At 61.4% G+C, this 19,041-nt stretch carries 17 protein-coding genes; 3 read left to right on the top strand and 14 right to left on the bottom strand.

Going from position 1 to position 19,041, the window contains the following annotated elements; translation table 11 throughout:
* Window positions 1-8: 8 nt before the first annotated feature.
* The 4 genes from yjfF to ytfQ all read right to left on the bottom strand — a co-directional run bounded on the left by yjfF (window position 9) and on the right by ytfQ (window position 4,587).
* Window positions 9-989 (bottom strand): galactofuranose ABC transporter, permease protein YjfF, encoded by a 981-nt coding sequence (gene yjfF / locus AGR7B_RS15330; protein WP_080857224.1) that lies wholly within the window; start codon window positions 987-989, stop codon window positions 9-11.
* Window positions 986-2,029, bottom strand: coding sequence for an ABC transporter permease (locus AGR7B_RS15325; protein WP_161987805.1), 1,044 nt, complete (start codon window positions 2,027-2,029; stop codon window positions 986-988). Before AGR7B_RS15325 ends, yjfF begins: the two co-directional genes overlap by 4 nt.
* Window positions 2,029-3,552 carry a sugar ABC transporter ATP-binding protein gene (locus tag AGR7B_RS15320; protein ID WP_078052722.1) on the bottom strand — a complete coding sequence of 508 codons (1,524 nt, stop codon included), beginning with the start codon at window positions 3,550-3,552 and terminating at the stop codon, window positions 2,029-2,031. The genes AGR7B_RS15325 and AGR7B_RS15320 overlap by 1 nt, the downstream gene beginning before the upstream one ends.
* Window positions 3,553-3,627: 75 nt before the next feature.
* Entirely contained in the window at window positions 3,628-4,587 is a 960-nt protein-coding gene (gene ytfQ, locus AGR7B_RS15315) for a galactofuranose ABC transporter, galactofuranose-binding protein YtfQ (protein ID WP_020809449.1), read from the bottom strand.
* Window positions 4,588-5,109: 522 nt separating this feature from the next.
* Between ytfQ and AGR7B_RS15310 the strand changes: the two genes are divergently transcribed.
* Window positions 5,110-6,930: an IlvD/Edd family dehydratase gene (locus AGR7B_RS15310; protein WP_080857223.1), complete on the top strand. Its 1,821-nt coding sequence runs from the start codon at window positions 5,110-5,112 to the stop codon at window positions 6,928-6,930.
* Between the two features lie 124 nt (window positions 6,931-7,054).
* On the opposite strand, the gene AGR7B_RS15305 is transcribed toward AGR7B_RS15310, so the two are convergent.
* The 10 genes from AGR7B_RS15305 to AGR7B_RS15260 all read right to left on the bottom strand — a co-directional run bounded on the left by AGR7B_RS15305 (window position 7,055) and on the right by AGR7B_RS15260 (window position 14,797).
* Entirely contained in the window at window positions 7,055-7,279 is a 225-nt protein-coding gene (locus AGR7B_RS15305) for a hypothetical protein (protein ID WP_245317740.1), read from the bottom strand.
* Between the two features lie 56 nt (window positions 7,280-7,335).
* Entirely contained in the window at window positions 7,336-7,740 is a 405-nt protein-coding gene (locus AGR7B_RS15300; protein ID WP_080857222.1) for a VOC family protein, read from the bottom strand.
* Window positions 7,737-8,237 (bottom strand): helix-turn-helix domain-containing protein, encoded by a 501-nt coding sequence (locus tag AGR7B_RS15295; RefSeq protein ID WP_080857221.1) that lies wholly within the window; start codon window positions 8,235-8,237, stop codon window positions 7,737-7,739. Before AGR7B_RS15295 ends, AGR7B_RS15300 begins: the two co-directional genes overlap by 4 nt.
* A gap of 66 nt (window positions 8,238-8,303) precedes the next feature.
* The gene (locus tag AGR7B_RS25940) at window positions 8,304-8,498 is read right to left on the bottom strand and encodes a hypothetical protein (protein WP_003523745.1); all 195 of its coding nucleotides are present in this window, start codon (window positions 8,496-8,498) and stop codon (window positions 8,304-8,306) included.
* Between the two features lie 158 nt (window positions 8,499-8,656).
* Window positions 8,657-9,775, bottom strand: a complete 1,119-nt coding sequence (locus AGR7B_RS15285; protein WP_080857219.1) for a pyridoxal-phosphate-dependent aminotransferase family protein — start codon at window positions 9,773-9,775, stop codon at window positions 8,657-8,659.
* Window positions 9,776-9,784: 9 nt separating this feature from the next.
* Window positions 9,785-10,564 (bottom strand): ABC transporter ATP-binding protein, encoded by a 780-nt coding sequence (locus tag AGR7B_RS15280; protein WP_080857218.1) that lies wholly within the window; start codon window positions 10,562-10,564, stop codon window positions 9,785-9,787.
* Window positions 10,561-11,364 (bottom strand): ABC transporter ATP-binding protein, encoded by an 804-nt coding sequence (locus AGR7B_RS15275; RefSeq protein WP_080857217.1) that lies wholly within the window; start codon window positions 11,362-11,364, stop codon window positions 10,561-10,563. Before AGR7B_RS15275 ends, AGR7B_RS15280 begins: the two co-directional genes overlap by 4 nt.
* Window positions 11,361-12,191, bottom strand: coding sequence for an ABC transporter permease (locus tag AGR7B_RS15270; protein WP_080857216.1), 831 nt, complete (start codon window positions 12,189-12,191; stop codon window positions 11,361-11,363). The genes AGR7B_RS15275 and AGR7B_RS15270 overlap by 4 nt, the downstream gene beginning before the upstream one ends.
* Window positions 12,188-13,177 carry an ABC transporter permease gene (locus AGR7B_RS15265; protein WP_080857215.1) on the bottom strand — a complete coding sequence of 330 codons (990 nt, stop codon included), beginning with the start codon at window positions 13,175-13,177 and terminating at the stop codon, window positions 12,188-12,190. The genes AGR7B_RS15270 and AGR7B_RS15265 overlap by 4 nt, the downstream gene beginning before the upstream one ends.
* Window positions 13,178-13,186: 9 nt before the next feature.
* On the bottom strand, window positions 13,187-14,797 hold the full coding sequence (locus tag AGR7B_RS15260; RefSeq protein ID WP_078052732.1) for an ABC transporter substrate-binding protein: 1,611 nt from the start codon (window positions 14,795-14,797) through the stop codon (window positions 13,187-13,189).
* 374 nt (window positions 14,798-15,171) lie between these two features.
* Between AGR7B_RS15260 and AGR7B_RS15255 the strand changes: the two genes are divergently transcribed.
* Both AGR7B_RS15255 and AGR7B_RS15250 read left to right on the top strand, forming a co-directional pair.
* Window positions 15,172-17,847, top strand: coding sequence for a DNA translocase FtsK (locus AGR7B_RS15255; RefSeq protein ID WP_080857214.1), 2,676 nt, complete (start codon window positions 15,172-15,174; stop codon window positions 17,845-17,847).
* 92 nt (window positions 17,848-17,939) lie between these two features.
* Window positions 17,940-19,016 carry an Ldh family oxidoreductase gene (locus AGR7B_RS15250; protein WP_162934168.1) on the top strand — a complete coding sequence of 359 codons (1,077 nt, stop codon included), beginning with the start codon at window positions 17,940-17,942 and terminating at the stop codon, window positions 19,014-19,016.
* The last annotated feature ends 25 nt before the right edge of the window (window positions 19,017-19,041 follow it).

Genomic DNA, 19,041 nt, shown 5'->3' with positions numbered 1-19,041 from the left:
CTTGGCAATTATGCCGGATGCGGTCCGGCCAGTCTCCTGTTTGAATACCAGATGATTGCGCGCTGCAACACGATGAAGACGAAAAGCAGCACACCGATGACGATTTTCGTCCACCAGGAGGAAAGCGTCCCGTCAAAAACAATGTAGGTCTGGATCAAGCCCTGGATCAGAAGGCCGATGAAGGTTCCCGCCACCAGCCCCGTGCCGCCGGTCAAAAGCGTGCCGCCAATGACGACGGCGGCGATGGCGTCGAGTTCAACGCCCACCGTCGCCAGCGAATAACCTGACGAAGTGTAGAGCGTATAGACGATGCCGGCGAGGCCGGAGAGAAAGCCGGAAAGCGCATAGATGCCGATGGTCGTGGCCCCGATCGGCACGCCCATCAACTCGGCCGATTGCGGGTTGCCGCCGAGTGCATAGACATTGGCGCCGAAGCGGGTGCGGCTGGCGATCAGCATGCCGGCGGCGAAGACGAGAAGCATCAGCATGGCCAATGCCGTCAGCCTGCCGCCGCCTGGAAAGCGGAAATAAAAGCCCTGTATCGCATCGATGAACGGGTGGGAGATCGGCACCGACTGGGTGGAGATGAGGTAAGCCGCGCCGCGCGCCAGAAACATGCCCGCCAGCGTCACCACGAAGGGCGGGATCGACAGGAAGCGGATCATCGCCCCCATCAGGCAGCCGAACAATGTCGAGACAACCAGCACGATGGCGAAGGCCAGCAGCGGATGGATATTATAGGTGCCGACCATGACGGCGACGAAGACGCTGGTGAAGGCGATGACCGAACCGATGGAGAGATCGATGCCGCCAGACAGGATGACGAAAGTCATGCCGACCGCCGCGATGCCGAGAAAGGCGTTGTCGGTGAGAAGATTGCCGATCACCCGCGTGGAAAAGATCGCCGGATATTGCAGCACGCAGAGGAGATAGGCGATGACGAAGATCGTCAGCGTGGTGAGGAAGGGCAGATTGCGGCTGTGGATCATCGCGCGGTTCCTTCCTTGGTCATGCCATTGGTGGCCGCCGGTTTGGCGTGTGGCTTGGGCGCTTTCACGAAGCCAAGCACCGTCATGATCGCCGGCGATTGCAGCGTCAGCACTACCATGATGATGCCGGCCTTGATGATGAGGTTGAATTCCGGCGGAAAGCCCGAAACGAGAATGCCGGTATTGATGGTCTGGATGATGAGTGCGCCGATCAGCGAGGCGGTGATGGAGAAGCGCCCGCCATTCAGCGAGGTGCCGCCAATGACTACCGCCAATATGGCGTCCAGTTCCAGCCAAAGCCCGGCATTGTTGGCATCCGCGCCGCGAATATCGGCAGTCACGATCATGCCGGCGATGGCTGCGCAGAGGCCGGAAACCGCATAGACGAAGAACAGCAGGAAGCGCGCCCGTACCCCGGCAAGCGCTGCCGCGCGACGATTGATGCCGGTCGCCTCAATCAGGAAACCGAGCGCGCTCTTGCGCACCAGAAGGCCGATCGTGAGCGCCGCCGCCACCCAGATGATGACGGGCAGCGGAATGCCCGCGAACGAGCCGGAACCGATAGCGGAAAAGCTGTCATTGTTGAAGGTGAGAATGACGCCTTCGGTGATGAGCTGGGCGATGCCCCGCCCCGCCACCATCAGGATCAGCGTGGCGATGATCGGCTGTATGTCGAGAAGGGCGACGAGCACACCGTTCCACAGGCCACAGGCAATGCCCACCGCAAGCGAGATGACGATGACCGAGGGAATGGAATGGCCGTTGCTGATGAGCGTGGCCGCAACCGCGCCGCAGATGGCGATGACGGCGCCAATGGAAAGGTCGATGCCCTTGGTGGCGATGACCAGCGTCATGCCGATGGTTAAAAGCGCCACGGGTGCGGCGCGCACGAGAATATCCACCAGACTGCCATAGAGCCGGCCGTTCTGAAACGAGACATGCAGGAAACCCGGCGAAAGGATTGTAATCGCTGCCAGAATGATGAAGAGCGCGGCAAGCTGGGGAGCAAGCCTTTTTAGGCGTCGTGTCACAGCCACCATCACGCCGCCTCCGTTTTCGCCGCATCGGCAATCGCCCGCATGATATTGTCGGCGGTCACTTCGCCGCCCTTCAATTCGCTGACATGGCGGCGGTCGGAGAGCACGACCACACGATGGGCGACGGCGGTAAGCTCTTCCAGTTCGGAGGAGATGACCACGAGCGACATGCCCTCGCTGCAGAGTTTTTCGATCATTTTCAGGATTTCCGCATGCGCGCCAATATCGATGCCGCGTGTCGGCTCGTCGAGGATCAGCAGCCGGGGGTGGGTGGCGAGCCAGCGCGCCAGAATGGCCTTTTGCTGATTGCCGCCGGACAGGAATTTGATCGGCCGCTCGGGGTCGGCCGGGCGGATATCGAGCGACTTGATGAAGCTTTCGGCCAGTTCCGCCTTCTGCCGGCGCGAGAGTGGCCGTGCCCAGCCCTGCCGTGCCTGAAGCGCCAATGCAATATTATCTGTGACGGAAAAGTCGCCGATGATGCCGTCCGTCTTGCGCTCTTCCGGACAGAAGCCGAACCCGGCGGTAATGGCGGCTTCCGGCGAAGAAATCGCCACTGTCTGGCCGTCGATGACAGCCTTTCCGGTATCCGGCCGGTCGATGCCGAACAACAGGAAGGCTGTTTCCGTCCGGCCCGAACCCAGCAGCCCGGCGACGCCGACAATCTCTCCCGGCCGGATGCCGAGATCGAAAGGCGCGATGCTGCCGCGTTTGCCGTAACCTTCGAAACGGATCGGCGGTTCGCCCTCGGCAACCGTATCTTCGGTCGCCTGATGTTCATGGGTGATGTGCTGAAGCTCGCGACCGAGCATCATCGAAATGAGTTCGGACCTCGGCAGGCTGCCAATGTCGCGGGTGCCGACGAGACGGCCGTTGCGCAGCACCGTCACCCGGTCGGCGATATCATAGACCTGATTAAGGAAGTGGGTGATGATGACGATGCCGATGCCGCGTGCGCGCAGGTTTCTCAAGACGCCGAACAGCATCTCGACCTCATGGGCATCAAGGCTGGCGGTCGGTTCGTCCAGCACCAGCACCTTGCCGGAAAGATCGACGGCGCGGGCAATGGCGATGATTTGCCGGATGGCCACGGAATAGCTGGAGAGAAGCGCGTTGACGTCGATGGACAACCCGTATTGGGCAAGCAGCGCCTGCGATTTCTTCTGCATCGTGCCGCGGTCGATCAGCCCGAAGCGGCGCGGCTGGCGGCCGAGAAACAGGTTTTCGGCAACCGTCAGGTTTTCGAGAAGGTTCACTTCCTGATAGACCGTGCCGATGCCCAGCGCCTGCGCCTCACCCACATTGGCGGGCGAAATCTCTGCGCCCTCCAGAAAGATCGAGCCGCTGTCGCGGTGATAAACGCCGGTCAGGATTTTGATGAGCGTCGATTTACCCGCGCCGTTTTCGCCGAGCAGGGCATGGATTTCACCATGTCCAAGCGAAAAATCGACGCCATCAAGCGCCGTGATCCCCAAAAAGGATTTGCCGATGGCGCGTGCTTCCAGAAGTGGTGCCGTTTCGGACATTGAGCAGGTTCCGCATGAAGAATGCCATGATGGAGCGGCACGAACGACGCGCCGCTCCTTCCGAAGAATGGGGTATCAGTAACCCAGACCCTTCTTCGCCTCGTAGACCTTCATCGGGTCGTCAGACGCCGTGTAGAGCTTGGATTCGGTCTGAATCCACTTCGGCGGGGCCTTCTTGTCCTTCAGATAGGCTTCGAGCGCGTCGAAGGCAGGGCCAGCCATGTCAGGCGTCAGTTCGACGGTGGCGTTGGCTTCGCCGGCCGCCATGGCCTTGAAGATATCAGGCACGGCATCGATGGAAACGACCTTGATGTCGGTTCCGGGCTTAAGGCCGGCTTCCTTGATCGCCTGGATCGCGCCGACGGCCATGTCGTCATTGTGAGCGTAGACCGCACAGATATCCTTGCCGCCGCCTTCGGCCTTGATGAAGCTTTCCATCACTTCCTTGCCCTTGGTGCGGGTGAAGTCACCCGTCTGCGAGCGTGCGATCTTGATGTTCTTGTGCGAGGCAATCGCCTCTTCGAAGCCCTTTTTGCGGTTAATGGCGGGCGAAGAGCCGGTCGTGCCCTGCAATTCAACGACCTTGCAGTCCTTGGAACCAACATCCTTGACCAGCCAGTCGCCGGCAACCTTGCCTTCATGAACCTGATCGGAGGTTACGGCGGTGAGGTAAAGATCATCCGAAGCCTCGATCTGGCGGTCGAGCAGGATGACAGGGATTTTTTCTTCCTTGGCTTCTTTCAGCACGGCGTCCCAGCCGGTTGCGACGACCGGAGCGATCAGGATCGCATCGACGCCCTGCGCGATGAAGCCGCGAACGGCCTTGATCTGGTTTTCCTGCTTCTGCTGTGCGTCGGCGAATTTCAGCGTGACGCCGCGCTTCTCCGCCTGCTGCTTGGTGACGGTTGTTTCAGCCGCGCGCCAGCCGGATTCCGAACCGATCTGCGAGAAGCCGACGGTAAGCGATTGTGCGGAAACACTCGATGCAAGGCATGCGGAAACGGCGACAGTGAATGCCGCAAGAGCTTTTCTCATCTTATCCTCCCAGAGATGATGTCAGCGTGACGGCGACACTATGAGCATATAGTAATACTCTTGAAAAGTGGTTTTTTAGCCTTTTCACAATTTGGCTTTCACGAACTGAGACTAAATTTTGTCATAAAATACAATAAATCAATGGTTTGGATGGGAATAAATTATACTCTTGCCCTGTCTGAACACGCCGAAAATGGCCCGCGATGTGGCTTGACAGTCAATGACGGCATCTAATAGTAATATAAATAAAGATATAAGACTGAGGCGGAGTGCCGGGCCATCGGGCCAGACGCATTCCGGCAAGGCAGGGAGGAAGAGGCCGTTGCGCGACGCCGGTATCATCGTAAATGCCGAAAAATATTCGGCTAAAGCCGAAGAACAGCTCCAAATCACTCGTCTGGGGCTGCTCTGTCGGTTATGCGTGATCTCCGAAAGCTGATTCCATTTTCCTTGCGCACAACATAAGCTTGTCGCATTTCGTAATATTTTACCGTTGGCCACTTCCGGCTGGAGACCCGCATCATGACTACATCCGACAATCTTCCCGCAACCCAGGGCAAGGGAGGCAAGCTTCGCTCGCGCGCGTGGTTCGACAATCCCGCCAACGCGGATATGACCGCGCTTTATCTCGAGCGTTACATGAACTTCGGTCTCAGCCAGGCCGAGCTTCAGTCCGACCGCCCGATCATCGGCATTGCGCAGACCGGTTCGGACCTTTCGCCCTGCAACCGCCACCATCTGGAACTGGCGAACCGCCTGCGCGAAGGCATCCGTGAAGCGGGCGGCATCGCCATCGAGTTCCCGGTGCATCCGATCCAGGAAACCGGCAAGCGCCCGACGGCCGGTCTCGATCGTAACCTTGCCTATCTCGGCCTCGTGGAAGTGCTTTACGGCTATCCGCTCGATGGCGTCGTCCTGACCATCGGCTGCGACAAGACCACGCCTGCCTGTCTTATGGCGGCGGCCACCGTCAACATTCCGGCCATCGCCCTTTCCGTCGGCCCCATGCTGAACGGCTGGTTCCGTGGCGAGCGCACCGGTTCCGGCACCATCGTCTGGAAGGCGCGCGAACTGCTGGCGAAGGGCGAGATCGATTATCAGGGCTTCGTCAAGCTCGTCGCCTCGTCGGCTCCCTCCACCGGCTATTGCAACACCATGGGCACGGCGACGACCATGAACTCGCTTGCCGAAGCGCTCGGCATGCAGCTTCCGGGCTCCGCCGCCATCCCGGCGCCTTACCGTGACCGCCAGGAAGTCTCCTACCTTACCGGCCTGCGCATCGTCGAAATGGTGAAGGAAGACCTGAAGCCTTCCGATATTATGACCAAGGATGCCTTCATCAACGCCATCCGCGTCAACTCGGCCATCGGCGGCTCCACCAATGCGCCGATCCATCTGAATGGCCTCGCACGTCACGTCGGCGTCGAGCTGACGGTTGATGACTGGCAGACCTATGGCGAAGATGTGCCGCTGCTCGTCAACCTGCAGCCGGCCGGCGAATATCTCGGCGAGGATTATTACCATGCCGGCGGCGTTCCCGCTGTCGTCAATCAGCTGATGAACCAGGGACTGATCATGGAAGACGCCATGACCGTCAACGGCAAGACCATCGGCGAAAACTGCCGTGGCGCGATCATCGAAGACGAGAAGGTCATCCGTCCCTATGAGCAGCCGCTCAAGGAACGTGCCGGCTTCCGCGTCCTGCGCGGCAACCTGTTCTCCTCCGCCATCATGAAGACGAGCGTGATCTCGGAAGAGTTCCGCAACCGTTACCTCTCCAACCCGAACGATCCGGAAGCCTTCGAAGGCCGCGCCGTGGTGTTCGACGGTCCGGAGGACTACCATCACCGCATCGACGATCCGTCGCTGAAGATCGACGCCAACACCATCCTCTTCATGCGCGGCGCCGGTCCCATCGGTTATCCGGGTGCGGCGGAAGTGGTTAACATGCGCGCGCCCGATTATCTCCTGAAGGAAGGCGTCAATTCGCTGCCCTGCATCGGCGATGGTCGTCAGTCCGGCACGTCGGGCAGCCCGTCCATCCTCAACGCTTCGCCCGAAGCGGCGGCCGGCGGCGGTCTCGCCATCCTGCAGACGGGTGACCGCGTCCGCATCGATGTGGGCCGTGGCAAGGCGGATATCCTGATTTCCGGCGAAGAACTGGCCCAGCGTTACGAGGCGCTTTCCGCCGAGGGCGGTTACAAGTTCCCCGATCACCAGACGCCATGGCAGGAAATCCAGCGCGGTATCGTCAGCCAGATGGAAACCGGCGCGGTTCTGGAACCGGCGGTGAAGTATCAGCGCATCGCCCAGACCAAGGGCCTGCCGCGCGACAACCACTAAGGTTAGGCAGTTTTTGCCGACCGCTTTTTAATCGGCCCCGGGGTAAAACCCGGGGCCGAAACATTTTGGATACCGTGCTTCGCAACCGCGTGAACCGTGCGGGCGGCCGAAGGGCGCGATAGCCTCATTGCTTACCTGCCTGCTTCCCCGATGGGGCTGGCGGCTTTCCCAGATATGGCAGGAAGAACATGTAAAGCCCGCTGAGAACAAGCAAAGTCAACGGCACCAGCGGAGCAAAGACGATCACCGGTGGCGTCGGGCCGAAGGCCATCGAAGCGAAGTTCGCCAGAATGGTGACGGTGAGCAGAATGCCCAGCCATCGATGGCCCTGCCTTATCCAGTTTCGCAAGATCAAAGTCGCCCCCAAGAAAAAACATCCATGATGGAATGTGACACATCGGCGCTTCAACGGGCCTGAACGAGCTTCCAGCCATTGCCGGAAGGATCGCGGAAGCTAGCATCCACCGAGCCGTAGCGGGCGATCGGTTCCTGGGTGAATTCGACGCCGTGTTTGTGCATGGCGTCAAAGGCTTTCTGGCAATCCTCGACCACCAGAACCAGCGGCGGCATGGCGCCTTTGGCCACGGCTTCATTCAGATCCTGCGCCGTCGCTTCATCAACGGTCGGGGCCTGCGGCCGAAACAGGCCCAGCTGGAAATCCGGCTGGTCCGGGTGCTGCACGGTCAACCAGCGATAATCGCCGTTGCGTGCGTCCGTATGCAGACGAAATCCGACTTTTTCGACATAAAATTGCAGCGCTTCGTCCTGGTCATGAACATAAAGCCCGACAAGTTGAACACCATTTTTCATGAGCTATCTCCCTTTCGCTCACCGTGCCTACCGCTTTCCGTTCGCCGGCGCTTCTCCGAAACTGCGATTGTGAGATGGGGACGATGCGCGGCGCTGACGAAGCAATGGGGAACCTGCTCAAGCTCGGCAGGCAAAAGCCGCATCCTGCGCCGCAATTCACTCGGGTTTTCCCCCGTCACGTCGCGGAAAACACGGCCGAACGTGCCGATGCTGTTCCAGCCGGTTTGCAGCGCGATCTCGATGATCGGAAGGTCCGTGTCACGCAACAGCGCCACGGCGCGCTCCACGCGGCGGGTCAGCAGATAGCGGTGAGGGGGTATGCCGAAAGCATCGCGAAACGATCTCGCGAAGTGCGCCTGCGAGGCGCCGCTGACGCTTGCAAGGCGTGAAACAGGCCACGCCTCATGGGGCGCCGCGTCCATATGATCCTTGGCCCGCAGAAGGCGGCGCAACAGTTGCAAGTCTCTGTTCGCAGAGTTCTTTTCGGGCCGGCGCATGTGGCAATCATTGAATGAACCGGCGGTCCTTGGCAAGGTTTATGCCCGCAAGCCGCTGTGAGTGGCTCAGATCACCGGATAAAGCGACCAGAAGAACAGTTCATATTCCTGATCGCGGTCGTCATCGTGCGACTCGTCATCGGGTCTGCGCGGTGTTTTGTCCTGAAACTCGGTCTCCACCCGCTCATTGACGACGGGCATCCTTCGGCCGATGCCAAAGAGGTCAAAGGAGAGCATGTTGAACCCTGCTACCATGGCCATTTCCCTTCTTCACGCGAGTTAACGTAGCGTTAAGTTTCGCGCGTTGCCATGATTTCGTCAAGATTGGCCGAGGAATTTGTCTACCATTTTTAACAACAATGTCGTGACTGACATTCCACCGCTGCCGGATTTGGCGCAATGAACGTTTATTAGCGGCATTAAACGCCGTTCGCAGGGGCGTCAGAATATGCTTTGTCAGTCGCTTCCATTGCGGAATCTGTATCTGCGGCATGGCCGAGGCTCTTAAGGGCGCTGGAGAAGGCCGCGATATTGGCTTTCACCGCCTCCAGATGCGCCCTCCGACCGGTGTGATTGAGCCTTATCAGCCGTTCCGAGCCGGGGCCCACACCGGCGGAAATATCTGCACCCTGCTTTTGGGATGCAGCAGCGAGGAACGCCTTTGCTTCCACGGTATCCGGCAGGATCGCCGTGGAAACGAGGGCAGAGGCGTGTGCCCCTTCCACCCAGGTCGGGATACCGAGCGCCCTGATGCCGTTCCGGGTGGCCGCCGCCGCTCTTTCATGACGTTCATTGGCGGATGCCAGACCTTCCGCCTCTATCCTGTCAAGGGCGGCCTCCAGCGCGTAGAATTCCAGTGGAGCCGGCGTTCCGGGCAGCGCGCCCCGGCCGGCATCGAGCCAGAGTTTCTTCTGGTCCATAAGCGAGAGCATGGAGTTTTCCGGCGCACTACCATGCGAAAGAAGCTCCCACGCTTTTTCGCTGACGGAAATGGCGGAAACCCCGGCCGGGCCGGCCAGCGCCTTTTGCGGGCCGATCACGGCGATATCGATGCCCAGCCGGTCGACCTCGAAGGCATGGCCGCCGATGGAGGCGACGGCATCGACGAGCGTGACGATACCCCTTTGCCGAGCAAGCGCGGCAATGGCGGGCAGGGGGTTGAGAATGCCGCTTGCCGATTCCGCATGGACGATGGCGAGAAGATCGAAGCCCGGACCCTCGTTCAGCGCCCGTTCCACCTCCTCCAGCGTGACCGGCTTTGCCGGGCTGGCGGTCAGGTTGCGCACCGTCGCGCCGCCTCTCGCGAGCCAGCCGCCGAACCATGCGCCATAGGGGCTGGTGACGATGTTGAGCGCACTAAGACCCGGTCGGGCAAGGCTCGTCGCCGCCGCCTCAAGCGCCAGCACGGCTTCCGCCTGTATGAGAAGGACGTCGTTCCCCGTGCCCATCAAGGCTGCCAGCCGGTCGGCCAGAATGGCGTAACGCTCCGCGGGAAAAGCGGGTGGGTCGAGCAGCAGTGCATAATCCGGAACGGGCATGTCTTTTCCTTACGTGGCAATGGTCAGGCGCGGTGCGGCGTCGATCAGGGTTCTGGCGGTCGAGGATTTCGGCGCCGAGACGATATTTCCCGTCCTGCCGATTTCAACGATCCGCCCCGCTTCCATGATGGCGACGCGGTGGCAGACGGCCCGGATGACTGCGAGATCATGGGAAACGAAAATACAGGACACGGCCGTCTCCCGCTGTATTTCCACCAGCAGTTCTAGGATTTGCCGGCGAACCGAAACATCGAGCGCGGAGACAGCTTCGTCCAGAATGAGAAGCGACGGTTTGAGCGCAATCGCCCGTGCAATCGCGACACGCTGCCTTTGACCGCCGGAGAGCTCGAAGACCGAACGGGCGGCATAGCTGGCGGGCAGGCCCACGCGCTCGAGAAGGCGGCGTATTTCCGCCGCACGCTCACGTCTTTTGACCATGCGATGAATGCGCAAGGGTTCACCGATGGCATCCTCGACGCTGGCGCGCGGATTGAAGGCGCCATGCGTGTCCTGAAACACCATTTGCATGTGCCGGCGGGCGGCGCGAAGCTTGCCGTCGTCAAGCGCCAGCCAGTCACGGCCTTTGAAATGGATCGTGCCTTCGTCGGCCGGGACCAGCCGCATCAGAATGCGCGCCAGCGTCGATTTCCCGCAGCCGGAGGGACCGGCAAGCCCCAGCGTCTCGCCGGGCTGAAGCGATAAGGAGATGTCGGAAAGCGCCGCCACCGTTCTTGCGCCGGTGCGATAGGCTTTCGACAGTCCGTCGACACTCAGAAGGGCTTCGTTCATGACGCGGCCTCGCTGATGAGCGGCGGGGTAGAGAGATCGAGATAATCGGCAAGCAGCGCACGCGTATAGTCATGACTGGGTGCGGAAAGCACCCGCCGTGTCGGGCCGTGTTCCACCAGCAGCCCCGCGCGCAGAACCGCGATCTCGTCGGCAAGGCTGGAGGCAAGGCCGATATCATGGGTGATGAAGACCAGCGTTTTGTTTTCCTGCCGCACCAGATCGTCCAGCAGCGTGGCGATGGCGGCTTGGCTGACGGTATCGAGCGCGCTCGTGGCCTCGTCGGCAATCAGGATCGAAGGACTGGCGGCAATGGCGGCGGCAATCGCCACGCGCTGCCTTTGGCCGCCGGAAAGCTGGTGCGCATAGGCGGTGAGCAGATGGGAAGGGTGCGGCAGCCGCACCCGCTCCAGAAGATCGCGGGCAAGATCGCGCGCTTGCCTCCATGACAGGCCGAGATGCCGCACGGCGCCTTCCGCCACCTGTTCGCCGATGGTGAGAACCGGGTTCAGCGTCGCGCCGGTATCCTGAAAGATCGTGCCGATATCGCGCCCCGGCTGTGGCCTGCCGTGAAACAGGCCGCTATCGCGGCTCCAGGAAATATCGCCGGAAACCCGTGCATTGCCGGGAAGAAGACCGGCAATGGCTCTGCCGAGCGTGGATTTTCCCGAACCGCTTTCGCCGATGATCGCCAACCTCTGCCCATGCCGGATCGTCAGCGAAACATTCTGCAAGGCCGGTGCATCGCCTGCCGCATAAAAAACGCTGAGATCGTCGATCCGGCACAGCGCATTTCCGCTCATGGCGCTTGCCTCCTCGTCGCCATCGCCCTGTTGATGCCTTCACCGAGAAGATAAACGCCGAGAACCGTGACCAGAAGGCCGATGCCGGGGATGACGGACAAAAACGCGGCCGAGCGCAGGACGTTGCGTCCTTCGGCGATCATAGAACCCCAGGTGACGATATTGGGATCGCCAAGCCCGAGAAAGGACAGCGCGGCCTCGGTGAGGATGGCTGCCGCGACGATAATGGCGGCCAGCGCCAGAACCGGCGGCAGAGCGTTGGGCAGGATCTGCCGGAAGGCGATCTCCAGCGGATGCATGCCGATGGCGCGGGCGGATTGCACGTAGTCGCGCTCGCGGATGCTCAACACCTGCGCCCGCATCAGCCGCGCCGGATCCGCCCATGCGCCGAGCGCAATGGCGAGAATGACGATGGGCATGGAAGGTCCGATGGTGCTGACGAAGGCAAGCGCGAGCAGGAAATTCGGCACGATCTGGAAAGCGTCGGTGACGCGCATCAATGCTTCGTCCACGAGGCCGCCCGCAAAACCGGCGATGGTGCCGATGACGGTGCCGATCACCAGCGCGGCGGCGGCGGCGCCCATGCCGACGAGCAGGGAGGCCTGTGCGCCATGGGCAAGCTCGGCCAGCACATTGCGGCCCAGCCGGTCGGTGCCCAGCGGCAGGGTGGCATCCGTAAACGGCGCGATCAGCGGCTCGCCGACAATGGCCAGCGGGTCGCCCGGAAAGAGGAGGGGGGCGGCAAGCGCCGCCACGGCAAGCAGCACCAGAATGATGGTGCCCGTGGCGCCTTCGAAACTGCGCAGCAGCCGGAGAGCGAAATTCATGCCTGTCTCTCCCCGCTGCCGATGCGCGGATCGAGAACGGCATAGACAATATCGAGGGCGAGATTGACCAGAATGACGAAGACGGCGCTTGTCAGAATAATGCCCATCAAAAGCGGCGTATCACGGCCGCTGACCGCCTCCTGTGCCAGCCGGCCGAAACCGGGAATCGCGAAGACGCTTTCGATCACCACGCTGCCGCCCAGCATGGTTGCAGCCTGCAAGCCGAGCACGGTGACAAGCGGAAGAGCGGCGTTGCGCGCGACATGGCGCAGCACGATCCGCCGTTTGGAAAGCCCCTTGGATTGCGCAAAAAGCACGAAATCCAGCGGCCAGACCGCCGCCATGGCAGTGCGCATGACGCGCAGGAAAAGCGCGAGATAAATGAGGCCGAGACTGGCGACCGGCAGCACGAGATGGCGGGCAATATCGAGCGCCCTTGCAAATCCCTGCTTGCCCGAGGCAATAGTTTCGATGCCTGAGGTGGGCAGCCATTTGAGTTGAACGGCAAAGACGATGGCCAGCACGAGGCCGAGCCAGAAACCGGGCGTGGCGTAAAGCGCCAGCGAAAGCGTTGAAAGCACGCGATCCGTCAGCCCGCCGGGACGCGCGCCGGCCACGATGCCAAGCCCGGTGCCGAGGATGAAGGCGAATGCGGTGGCGCTGCCCATCAGGAGAAGTGTGTTCGGCAGCCGCTTGAGGATCAGCCCCAGCACCGGCCGGTCGAAGGCAAGGGACCAGCCGAGATCGAGCCGCAGCACCGAGCTGGCATAGAGCCAGAAACGGGCAAATACCGAACCGTTCAGGCCGTATTGTTCGCGCAACACATCCCTGAGCCCGGCATCGCCGCCGCCAATGGAGACGAGATAGGCGTCCACCGCGTCTCCGGATGCATTTTCAAGCAGGACGAAAGTGAAGATGACAACGATCAGCAGCACCGGAATGGCGCTGACTGCCCTTCGCTTCAGCAATGTTACTGCACGCTTCACGATGCGTCCTTACGTATCGACCGCGGTATCCGCCCAGTTGGAAACGGCCCAGCGGGGATTGCTGGCGACATGTTTGACGGTATCGCGCGCCACCGTGATGAAGCCCCATTCGGCAACGTTGATCAGCGGCAGATCGGCGGCGACCTGCTTCTGGAAATCCTTGTAAAGCGCCGTGCGCGCGGCGGTGTCGACCGTTATCGACGCCTTGTCGATCAATTCGTCCAGCGTCTTGTTCTCGTAACCGCCCTGATTGGAGAAGCCGACGCCCGCCGGAATGCCGGAACGCACGAGAATGGTGGTGGAAATTGCCGGGTCGCCGCGGAAGACCGGCGGCGCGATGGCGAGGTCGAAGGCATGATCGGTGTAGACCGCCTTCTGGTGAGCAGCTGAATCATTGTTGACCAACTCGGCATCGATGCCGATTTCCTGCAACGCCTGACGAAGATAGGCGCCGAACTGTCTGGTTTCGTTGAAATAGGGCGCCGGCAGAAGTTTCAGCGAGAAACGTGTTCCGTTCGGGCCGCGCGCATAACCCGCCTCGTCCAGCAGTGCATTGGCCTTGGCCACATCGAAATCATAGGTCTCGACATCGTCGGTGTAGAATTCAGGGGCGTTCTTCGGCACCGGGCCTGTGGATGCCGTGGCGTAACCGAGGAAGACCTTGTCGATGACGAATTTTTTGTCGATGGCGTGGGCGATGGCCTTTCTGACCTTGAGATCGGCCAGTTCCTTGCGGCGATGGTTGATTTCGACCACTAGCTGATAGGTCAGCGCCTCGTAACCATCGGCAATGACCTTGATGCCAGGCACCTTCGAGATGCGCTCGAGATCGGCCAGAGGCACGGCCGAAAAGGCGGCGAGCTGAATTTCCTCTGCTTCGAGCGCGGAGGCCGCACCCGCCCGGTCCGGCAGGACGCGGTAGATGATCTCTTCGAGCTGCGGTTCGCCCTTGCCCCAGTAATTGGGATTGCGGGTCAGGCGGTAATATTCACCGGGCTTGTATTCGGCAAAGAAAAAAGGCCCGGTGCCGACCGGCTTGGTATTGGCCGGGTTGGTGGCGATATCGGTGCCTTCATAAAGATGTTTCGGCACGACGCTGGTGACGACCGGCAGGGCGTTGCGGATGAGCTGGAAAGGCGTGGGCTTGGAAAAGCGGAAGATCGCCGTGTGTTCATCCGGCGTGTCCACCTTCTCGAGATTGGCGAAGACCAGCCGTCCGAGATTCTGCAGAGGTTTCCAGATGGAGAGCGCCGAAAAGGCGACATCCGCCGCGGTGAACGGCTTGCCGTCATGCCAGGACACGCCTTCGCGCAGCTTGAAAGTGGCGCTGAGACCGTCATCCGATCCCTGCCATTCGGTCGCAAGCCGCGGTGTGAGCCCATCCTTGCCATCGAAGGAGGCCTCGGCCAGCGGCTCGACGATCTTGCTGGCAATATAAAACACGCCGTTTGAGGCGACGATCGCCGGGTTGAGGTTCTTCGGCTCCGAATCGGCCGCGACGATCAGCCTTCCGCCTGGTGCCGCCTCCTGCGCGGCGGCTATGCCCGCCAAACCCGTGGTTGCGGCAAGAAGGAGTGACGTCTTTAGAAGCGAGCGGCGGGACAGGTGGACAGGCGACATGATTCACTCCGGAAACGAGGGCTGGGCGGGCCTTTCCACTTGGTCCGCGGCGGCCGATCTTAAGACTGCAACCTCGGCAGTGTCCACGTTAATTCGCGGGCTTTACAGCAATGATTTTACGTTGCGCGGGCCATTGCGGAAACAATATGCTTTCTCGCGGCAATGCGCTTTTCTCCTGCTGCGGTCCCGCCGGCGGCGATGTTCCGGAAAATTGATTTAACGCAATGAAATTAGGTGGTTGGGATGCCGGCGTTTCGGCCGTGTGTGTCCCGTTGCCCCTGTGGGCGGAGCGAAAATCTGCCGCGGTGACCCCGTTTGGAAAGGGGTAATTAACCTTTATTTTCTATTTCAGGGAGACCGAAATATGTACGTTTATGATGAGTGTGCACGCTGCCATGAGTTTCTCCCGATCCAGATTCCAGAATTCGTCCAATAGCGTAGGGGAGGGGAGCGAGAAGGCTCGTCATGCCGGCGGCCAGTCGGTTGCCGGTCAGCAGACGGCGGGAATGAAGGCGGGCGCGGCACCCCGGCCGAATGCCGATGTTAGCGCAGCCGATGCCATTGAAGGCCGCGCCGAGATGCCCGGCTGGCAGAATGCTTTCGTGCTCGGCCCGAATGTGCGTTTCACCCGCACGCCGGAAAGCGCCTTTGCCCGGCGCATGCCGGTCGAGACACCCAATATTCCGGAAGAGGAAATCCCAGCTGCCGCCCCGCCTGAAACGGTGGAGCAGGAACACGCCGTGCAGCAGGAGGTTTCTGTCCCTCAACCCGTCGTGAAGCCCGCTGAACAGCGCGTGCCGCCGCCGCGCATGCCGTTTCTGCCGCAGCCGCCGGAGGCCCGGGGCGCCAGGGCGCTGACTTACAAATTGCGGCTGGAGCTTGCCCGCAAGCAGGCGGAAGAGGCGGCTGCCGCTGCGCAGATGCCGGTTCAGGAGGGTATCTCCGTAGCCGTGGAAGCGCCTGTGCCGCAGGTATCCCCGTCGGTTCAGCCGCAATCCGTCGCGCCTGCTGTCGAGGCCGCTCAGGCCGCCATTCCTGCTTTCGCCGCCCATCTGCCGGATGAGCTTTTCTGGGAAGTGATGACGCTCGATCTGCCGGGCAGTGCCGGCGAGGGCGTTTCTGCGTCCACGCGCGCCGTTCTTGCAAATTCGGTCGTCACGGCGCCAACGATAGTCGCGCCGGCGGCCGTCGTGTCGCCGGCAGCGGCTGCGATCGTGCTTTCGTCCGAACCTCCGGTCGTCACCGTGCCGGGCGGTTCCGCAATCCGGCTTTACCGCGAGATTGGCGTGCGTCAGTCCGTCGTTCCTGCCGCCCTTCCGGCGGTAGAACAGGAAGTCGCGCCGCTGCCCGTCGCGGAAGCGCCGATGGTTGTCGAGACGTCGAGACCTGTGGAGCAGGTTCAGCCGGTTGAGAGAATTGCGGCCGAGCCGCGCTTCACGCCACGCGCGCCCATCCAGGCCTCGCAGCCGATGTTCCGCGAAGCGCCTGTTTTCGCCGAAGGGGAATATGAATATCCCTCCATCGATCTTCTGCAGGAGGCCCGCGTCCAGCAGACCACGACCATGACGCCGGAAGCGCTGGAGCAGAGCGCCGGGCTTCTCGAAAGCGTGCTGGAGGATTTCGGCATCAAGGGCGAGATCATCGATGTCCGTCCGGGCCCCGTCGTCACGCTGTATGAGTTCGAGCCCGCCCCCGGCGTCAAGTCCTCGCGCGTCATCGGTCTCTCGGATGATATCGCCCGCTCCATGTCGGCGCTCTCGGCCCGTGTCGCCGTTGTGCCAGGCCGAAATGTCATCGGCATCGAACTGCCGAACCCGGTGCGCGAGACGGTTTATCTGCGCGAACTGATCGAAGCGACCGATTACGCTGAAACCCGCCAGAAGCTTGCACTTTGCCTCGGCAAGACCATCGGCGGCGAACCTGTCATCGCCGAACTGGCGAAGATGCCGCATCTGCTGGTCGCCGGCACCACCGGCTCCGGCAAGTCGGTCGCCATCAACACCATGATCCTGTCGCTGCTCTATCGTCTGAAGCCGGAAGAGTGCCGTCTGATCATGGTCGATCCCAAGATGCTTGAGCTGTCCGTTTATGACGGTATTCCGCATCTGTTGACGCCTGTCGTTACCGATCCGAAGAAGGCGGTCATGGCGTTGAAGTGGGCCGTGCGCGAAATGGAAGACCGCTATCGCAAGATGTCGCGTCTCGGCGTACGCAATATCGACGGGTACAATGCAAGGGCCGCTGCCGCCCGCGCCAAGGGCGAGACGGTGTTCTGCAACGTGCAGAGCGGTTTTGACCGCGCCACCGGCGAGGCGGTCTACGAGCAGGAAGAAATGGACCTCACGGCCATGCCTTATATCGTCGTCATCGTCGACGAAATGGCCGATCTGATGATGGTCGCGGGCAAGGAAATCGAAGGCGCGATCCAGCGTCTGGCGCAGATGGCGCGTGCCGCCGGCATCCATCTCATCATGGCAACCCAGCGCCCGTCGGTCGATGTCATCACCGGTACGATCAAGGCGAACTTCCCGACCCGCATCTCCTTCCAGGTGACCTCGAAGATCGACAGCCGCACCATCCTCGGTGAACAGGGCGCGGAACATCTGCTCGGCCAGGGCGATATGCTGCACATGATGGGCGGTGGCCGCATCGCCCGTGTCCACGGTCCCTTCGTTTCGGATGAGGAAGTGGAAAAGGTGGTCGCGCATCTGAAGACGCAGGGACGTCCGGAATATCTCGGCACCGTTACCGAAGACGCCGACGAAACCGACGAAGAGGCGGAAGAGGACGCCGCTGTTTTCGACAAGACCGCCATGGGTGAGGACGATAGCGACGATCTTTATGAAAAGGCCGTCAAGGTGGTGATGCGCGACAAGAAGTGCTCCACATCCTATATCCAGCGCCGCCTGTCCGTCGGTTACAACCGTGCCGCTTCGCTGGTCGAGCGCATGGAACAGGAAGGCATTGTCGGGCCTGCCAACCATGTCGGCAAACGTGCGATTATTGCCGGCGAACGCTCTTCTTACGATGCCATGGGAGCGGAAGACTGATTGAGCCTTCGGGGCGCGCGATATTCGATTGCAAAAACGCGCCCCGTGAATAGCTTGTGCGGCATGGATTCTGGAATTGGGAGGATTCCCTCATGGCGCACAGCAATGAAAAAGCCACCGTTCTGGCGAGCCTGGGTGAGCTGGAGCGGTTTTGCCGCACCGTTTTTCTGGCCGCCGGCACCGATGACGAAACGGCCGATGCGGCGACCCGCGCCATGATGCACGGCACAAGGCTCGGTGTGGACAGCCACGGTGTGCGCCTCCTCGCCCATTATATTACCGCGCTCGAAGGCGGGCGTCTCAATCGGCGGCCGCAGATCCGCCGCGTTTCGGGCTTCGGCGCGGTGGAGACGATCGACGCCGACCACGCCCATGGCGCCCGCGCCACCTATGCGGCGATGGACAGCGCCATGGTGCTCGCGGAAAAATTCGGCATTGGCGCGGTGGCGATCCGCAACTCATCGCATTTCGGCCCGGCCGGCGCATATGCGCTGGAAGCGGCGCGGCAGGGCTATATTGGCCTCACCTTCTGCAATTCCGACAGTTTCGTGCGCCTGCACGATGGCGCCATGCGTTTCCACGGCACCAATCCCATCGCCATCGGTGTGCCGGCAGCGGATGACATGCCCTGGCTGCTGGATATGGCCACCAGCGCGGTGCCCTATAACCGTGTCCTGCTTTACCGGAGCCTCGGCCAGCAATTGCCGCAAGGTGTGGCCTCTGACGGCGACGGCGTCGATACCCGCGATCCCCATGCCGTTGAAATGCTTGCCCCGGTCGGCGGCGAGTTCGGTTTCAAGGGGGCCGCACTTGCGGGAATGGTCGAGATTTTCAGCGCTGTTCTCACGGGCATGAAACTCAGCTTCGATATCGCTCCCATGGGCGGGCCGGATTTTTCCACGCCGCGCGGGCTTGGGGCTTTCGTTCTGGCGCTGAAGCCGGAAGCCTTCCTGGAACGCGAGGTGTTCGACGAGGGCATGAAACGTTATCTCGAGGTCCTGCGCGGATCCCCCGTTCGGGAAGATTGCAAGGTCATGGCGCCGGGTGACCGGGAGTGGGCGGTGGCGGCAAGGCGGGAGAGGGAAGGGGCTCCTGTCGATCCCGTCACGCGGGCGGCCTTCTCGGAGCTTGCCGTAAAATTCTCGGTCAACCCGCCTGCTTATCATTAAAGCGGCCTGCGGCTGACGGCGGCGT

It is taken from the genome of Agrobacterium deltaense RV3 (genome assembly GCF_900013505.1).
GTDB lineage: Bacteria > Pseudomonadota > Alphaproteobacteria > Rhizobiales > Rhizobiaceae > Agrobacterium > Agrobacterium leguminum.
Note: the sequence above shows the minus strand (reverse complement) of the source record. Positions and strands in the feature narration are given on the sequence as shown.